General features: G+C 68.0%; 7 protein-coding genes. 2 read left to right on the top strand and 5 right to left on the bottom strand.

What is annotated here, in order from left to right; genetic code table 11:
- A partial coding sequence (locus tag PSS76_RS23875) for a hypothetical protein (protein ID WP_337456737.1) occupies positions 1-531 on the top strand: 531 nt, incomplete at its 5' end.
- A gap of 3 nt (positions 532-534) precedes the next feature.
- On the opposite strand, the gene PSS76_RS23870 is transcribed toward PSS76_RS23875, so the two are convergent.
- From PSS76_RS23870 to PSS76_RS23855, 4 genes are all read right to left on the bottom strand, one after another.
- On the bottom strand, positions 535-1,098 hold the full coding sequence (locus PSS76_RS23870) for a type 1 glutamine amidotransferase domain-containing protein (protein ID WP_064076930.1): 564 nt from the start codon (positions 1,096-1,098) through the stop codon (positions 535-537).
- A complete protein-coding gene (locus PSS76_RS23865; RefSeq protein ID WP_022593805.1) occupies positions 1,095-1,736 on the bottom strand; it encodes a DUF2231 domain-containing protein in 642 nt (213 codons plus the stop codon). The genes PSS76_RS23870 and PSS76_RS23865 overlap by 4 nt, the downstream gene beginning before the upstream one ends.
- Positions 1,737-1,819: 83 nt before the next feature.
- On the bottom strand, positions 1,820-1,975 hold the full coding sequence (locus tag PSS76_RS23860; RefSeq protein WP_005515916.1) for a DUF6131 family protein: 156 nt from the start codon (positions 1,973-1,975) through the stop codon (positions 1,820-1,822).
- A 93-nt stretch (positions 1,976-2,068) separates the two neighbouring features.
- On the bottom strand, positions 2,069-4,372 hold the full coding sequence (locus PSS76_RS23855) for a transglycosylase domain-containing protein (RefSeq protein ID WP_337456738.1): 2,304 nt from the start codon (positions 4,370-4,372) through the stop codon (positions 2,069-2,071).
- 326 nt (positions 4,373-4,698) lie between these two features.
- Between PSS76_RS23855 and PSS76_RS23850 the strand changes: the two genes are divergently transcribed.
- Positions 4,699-5,022 (top strand): WhiB family transcriptional regulator, encoded by a 324-nt coding sequence (locus PSS76_RS23850; RefSeq protein WP_064066863.1) that lies wholly within the window; start codon positions 4,699-4,701, stop codon positions 5,020-5,022.
- 113 nt (positions 5,023-5,135) lie between these two features.
- On the opposite strand, the gene PSS76_RS23845 is transcribed toward PSS76_RS23850, so the two are convergent.
- Positions 5,136-6,029: ArsA family ATPase (locus tag PSS76_RS23845; protein WP_337456734.1), on the bottom strand; the 894-nt coding region annotated here is incomplete at its 5' end.

Raw genomic sequence — 6,029 nt, 5'->3', positions numbered from 1 at the left:
AACGGCTACATCGGCCTCGAGATCGAGCGCCCGACCGCGGACGGACCGCTCGTCGCACGCACGGTCTTCAGCTACTTCGGTCCCGACATCCAGTACGCCGGATGCGGTCCGATCAATCCCGGGCCCGGTGGAATGACGTGTCGCGGAGAACTGTTCGACTTCGTTCCGGGAAAGACCTACACGCTGCGTGTCGAGCAGATGGGCTCCAACTACTGGCAGGGTGCCATCGACGACGGCACGACGGGATACCCGCGCTCGCTCGGTGGCGTCCAGATCTGGAACGAGCTGCGGCTCGCGCGGCCCTTCGGCTACCAGTCCGTCGGCTACTACGGGGCGTCCGGTTCGTGCGCGGAGGTCCCGCGGGCACGAGTGCGACTCGGCACCCCGACCTCGGTCGGGCCGGGCAGCGGCTTCACCGGCAAGCCGGTTCTCGTCGCGCCCCGCCGGCCCAACCTCACCTGTTTCGGCGCGGTCGCGAACGACGTGGTCGCCGTGCCGGACGGCGTCTCGGTGACGGTCGGCCGCGGATAGTTCTCACACCCGCGTGGATGCGGACGAGAATACGTCGACGATGGCCTCGCAGAACGCGGGCAGGTCGTCAGGGTTGCGGCTCGACACCAGGGTGCCGTCGATGACGACCTCGCGGTCGACGACGTTGCCGCCCGCGTTGCGGATGTCGGTCCGCACGCTCGGATACGACGTCAGGGTCCGGCCCCGAACCACGTCCGCCTCGACGAGCGTCCACGGCCCGTGGCAGATGACGCCGACCGGCTTGTCGGCTTCGACGAACTCGCGCACGAAGGCGACGGCCTTCTCGTCCTGCCGCAAGTGGTCGGGGTTGGTGGTCCCGCCGGGCAGGATGAGGGCGTCGTAGTCACCGACGGACGCCTCCTCGACGGTGAGATCGACATCGTACCGTTCGGCCTCGTGGACATCGCCGTTCATGGCCTGGATCTGGCCGCCGGACAACGAGATCAGACGCACGTCGGCACCCGCCTCGACGACGGCGGCGCGGGGCTGGACGAGTTCGACCTCCTCGACCCCGTCGGTTGCGAGGATAGCGACGGTACGGCCGGTAAGTGCTCGGGAGTCTGTCACCGGTGCTCCTTCCTGTGCAGTCCGGCGTGGGCGAAATGCCCGTCCGCCGATTCGGTTTCGTTGCGGGTATCGACATCGGCGAGGACGGGGTCGAACGCCGGTCCGTCGTTGGCGGGGGTCATCGCCAGGCCGGCGCCCTGCCCGAAGACCAGGTGCCCGCCCAGCGCACCACCGGCGCCGACGGCTCCGAGTGCGGCCATCGACAGGCCCGTCGCGACGACGTCGCGGGCGGCGGGATTTCGCCGGCGGCGGCGGAACGACGCGAGCATCAACACGATTCCCGTCGCGTTGGCGCCCGCGTGCACGAGGCCGACCCGCCGCTGTCTCACGTCACGTTCGCTCCAGTCGGCCCACCCGGTCGCCAGTGCGGGCGGTGTCGTGAGCAGACCGAGTCCGATGAGCCGACGGGCCGTCCGGTGGTCGCGGAGGACCGTGTCGAAGGCCAGCGAGGCCGTCCACATCCCGATGGGAGCGGCGACGAGTCCCGGGTGGATCGGGTGACCCAGCCAGTCGCCGCGCAGACGGTCACCGACAGCGGTCCGGCCCAGCCCGGCCTGGATTCGCTGCTGCAGGGCTGCGCTGACACCGTCCAGGAACGACGCGGACTCCACGCGGTTGTAGAGATGTCGAAGGTTCATACGGGACTGCTACCCGCGAGCGGGTGCCCGTAAACCCCGCACACCCCCGACCGAACGCTCGGAGAACGCGTGCGGCGATCGGGTCAATACCAGTACCGGCGTCCGCCGACCGCCCGACCGGTCGCACCCAGAATCGCCAGGATGACGCCGATCACGAGCAGGATGATCCCGATAGTCCACAAGATGGAGATACCGGTCAGGAACCCGACCACAAGCAGAATCAAACCGAGAACAATCATGACGGACCTCGATCCGGCCTGGGGGACCCGGCGGGTCCCCACAGAGGGATGGATACCCCGCGCGCGGAAAGCGTAAACCGTCCCGGTGTCGATCTAGCCGCCGGGCGTCGACGTGCGCGGTGCGGCCGAACCGGGCGGCGCCGCCAGCACCGAACCGTCACTGACGTAGATCGTGATCGCCGAGCCCGGAACCGCCAGGCCGGACGGCGCGCTGCCGGTGACGTTGCCCTTCGGCGCGTCCGACTTGGTGCTCACCGGGTTCACCGCGAACCCGGCCGCCTTCAGCGCCGCCGCCGCTGCGTCCTGGGTCATCCCGACGACCTCGGGCACCTGGGCGTTCTGGGATCCCCGGACGTACTTGTCGTCCACGGCCGGCAGCGTGGTGGGACCGAAGTTGCCCACCACCGGCATCATCGCGTCGAACCACGTGCGGGCCGGTTCGGTACCGCCGTACAGGTTGCCGTCCCCACACGGGCGCAGCGGGCCGGAGCAGATCTCGCCGGGAGTGGGGGAGTCACCGTAGACGAGGACGCTCGCGGCGAAGTTGTTCGTGAAGCCGAGGAAGCCCGAGGACATGTGCGACTCGGTGGTACCCGTCTTGCCCGACATCGGCAGCTTCCAGCCCGCTGCGCTCGCGGCGCCGAACGAGGTGCCGCCGGGGGCGTCGTCCTTGCTCATCGCCACCGCGAGCGTGTCAGCCAGACCGGGGTCGACCACCTGTTCGCAGGCCTGCTGCGTGAGCGACACCGGCTTGCCCTCGCGGTCGGTGATCGAGTCGATCGGAGTGGGCGGGCACCACTTGCCGTGCGAGGCGAGGGTGGCTGCGACGTTCGCGAGTTCGAGCGGGTTGACCCATGTGGGGCCGAGGGTGAACGAGCCGAGGTTCTGCGACTTCTGCATGTCCGCCATGCTCTGGTCACCGAAACCGGACGAGCCGGTGGCGGTGTACGAGCGCAGGCCGAGTCGCACCGCCATGTCGACGGTGGGGGCGACGCCGGTGGACTGGATCAGTTTGACGAACGCCGTGTTCGGTGACTGGGCGAGCGCGTCGGTCACCGACATCTTCGCCGGGTAGTTGTTGGTGGCGTTCTGGACGCAGTAGGTGGCGGCGGGGCAGCCGCGGGCGCCGCCGTTGCCCATGCCGCGCGCCTCGAATCGCTGCGGGACGTCCAGGACGGCGCTCGTGCCGAGCCCCTTCTCCATCGCCGCGGCCGTCGTGAAGATCTTGAAGATCGAGCCGGCGCCGTGACCGACGAGCGTGTACGGCTGCGGTTGGACGGTCTCCTCGTTGGAGGTGTCCAGGCCGTACGTGCGGCTGGACCCCATCGCGAGGACGCGGTGTTGATCCTGGCCCGGTTGCACCACGTTCATGACGTTCGCGATGCCGTCGAGCTTGGGGTCTGCGTTCTTGACCAGAGCCTTCTTCACCGAGTCCTGCACGACCGGGTCGAGGGTGGTCTTGATCGTGTAGCCGCCCTTGTTGATCTGCTCGCGGCTGATGCCGGACGCGGCGAGGTACTGCAGCGCGTAGTCGCAGAAGAAGCCGCGGTCACCCGCCGCGATGCACCCCCGGGGCAGGGAATTGGGCGTGGGCAGCACGCCGAGCGGTGTCGACTTGGCGGCCCGGATCTCGTTCGCCCGCTCGGGGATGTTCGCGATCATCGTGTCGAGGACCGTGTTGCGTCGTTCGGTCACGCCGTCGACGTTGGTGTACGGATTGAGCGCCGAACTCGACTGCACCATGCCGGCCAGCATCGCCGCCTGCGTCAGATTCAGGTCCTTCGCGTCGACCCCGAAGTACGTCTGTGCGGCGTCCTGCACGCCGAACGAGCCGTTTCCGAACGGGACGAGGTTGAGATAGCGCGTGAGGATCTCGTCCTTGGTCAGCTTCTTGTCGAGGGTGAGGGCCATCCGGATCTCGCGGATCTTGCGGGCCGGGGTGGTCTCGATCGCGGCGCGGCGTTCGGCGTCGTTCCGCGCGACGACCAGGAGTTGGTAGTTCTTCACGTACTGCTGGTCGATGGTCGATGCGCCCTGCTGGACCTCACCGCTGGTGGTGTTGGTCATCGCCGCGCGCAGCGTGCCCTGCCAGTCGACGCCGTGATGGTCGGCGAAGCGTTTGTCCTCGATCGAGACGATCGCGAGCTTCATCTCGTTGGAGATCTGGTCGCTCGGGACTTCGAAGCGCCGCTGTTCGTACAGCCACGCGATGGGGTTCCCGGCGACGTCGGTCATCGTCGAGACCGCGGGGACAGTGCCCTCGACGAGTTCGGCGGAGACGTTGTCGACGGCGTCGGCGGCGCGGTTGGATGCGAAGCCGAAGCCTCCTGCCAGCGGAAACATCGCTCCAGCGAGCAGAACACCGGCGAGTGCGGAACATCCCGCGAGCTTGGCGATCGTTTTGGCTCTCGACACGCTGTACAGACTACGTCGAACGGACCGTGTGCCCTGGTGGACGACTCGAACGGGCCGGTCGGTAGTCGGTGAACCGGGGATGAACTTCCTCCCCGACCCGGGCATTTGCCGCGAAGTATGCACGCCCGTACCAGAAAGTGGAGAGCTGATCTTGCGCTTCGCGCTTCCTTTACCTAGATTGACTCAGGTCAGTGTGATACAGCTAACACTGGATTAGGAATGTGGTGTGTACCTCTCGTGCTATTTGCGAGGGTCGCTCGAGGATTTCGAGCGCCGTGGGGAACGGCGTTCGGACGAAGGGGAACCGAATGCACATGACCAGTCCCGCGACGCGGCTCGACTACGAGCAGGCAGAAGCGCGCATTCAATGGGTCGCACAGGCACGCTGCCGAGAGGTGGACCCGGACCAGCTGTTCGTACGTGGCGCCGCGCAGCGCAAGGCCGCCACCATCTGCCGTCACTGCCCCGTACTCATGCAGTGCGGCGCCGACGCGTTGGACAACCGCGTCGAGTTCGGCGTCTGGGGAGGCATGACCGAACGTCAGCGTCGGGCCCTGCTCAAGCAGCATCCCGAGGTGGAGTCCTGGGCGGAGTTCTTCGAAGCCCAGCGCCACCACCAGTCCGCGGTCTGACCGCGAAACCAGGGTCGGCCCTCGTCGGGGAGTAGGACCGATCGCACACGAACATCCGAAGGGCGCACGGCCGTCGGCCGTGCGCCCTCGTGCATGGTTCAGCCCCTGTGGCTTCAGCCCTGTCGGGTCAACTGGTCGCCAACCGCCCGCAGCGCGTCGAGATCGGACACCTCGAACGGCAGGGACGGTACTCCGATGATGGGGACCTGCGGATGCGACGCGGTGAACCGTCCGAGCAGTCGCACCTCCCGCTTCGCGGTCACCGCGCGGTCCGCGTGCACCCGCAGGATCGCGGACGTCAGCTGCGCCGTCGGATCGTCGGGCGCCTTCTCGTCCAGCAGGTCGGCGCCGGTGAGTGCGTGATCGGCGGGCAACGAGCACAGGGTGGGATGCGTCCGGTTCAGCACCAGCCCCGCCAGCGGCATGCTGTCGCCGGTGAGCCGGTCGACGAAGAAGGCCGCCTCGCGCAGCGCGTCCGGCTCGGCGGCCGCGATCACCACGAACTGCGTGCCCTCCTGACGCAGCAACTCGTACGTGCGACCCGCCCGCTCCCGGAAGCCCCCGAACATCGAGTCGAGCGACTGCACGAACGCGGACGCGTCGGACAGCATCTGGCTGCCCACCACCGTCGACACACCCTTGAGGGCCAGTCCCATCGCGCCCGTCACGAGCCGGCCGATGCCGCGACCCGGTGCGGTCAGCAAACGAATCATCCGCCCGTCGAGAAATGCCCCGAGCCGCTGCGGCGCGTCGAGGAAGTCGAGCGCGTTGCGCGACGGCGGGGTGTCCACGATCACCAGGTCCCACCGGGCGTCGGCGGCGAGCTGACCGAGCTTCTCCATCGCCATGTACTCCTGCGTGCCGGAGAACGAGGTGGCGACCGTCTGGTAGAAGGGGTTGGCCAGGATCTGCTGCGCCTTCTCGGGTGACGAGTGCTCGAGCACCATCTCGTCGAACGTGCGCCGCATGTTCAGCATCATCGCGTGCAGTTCCCCGGTGGAGCCGGG

This window comes from Prescottella sp. D32, assembly GCF_037287305.1.
GTDB classification, from domain to species: Bacteria; Actinomycetota; Actinomycetes; order Mycobacteriales; family Mycobacteriaceae; genus Prescottella; species Prescottella equi.
Note: the sequence above shows the minus strand (reverse complement) of the source record. Positions and strands in the feature narration are given on the sequence as shown.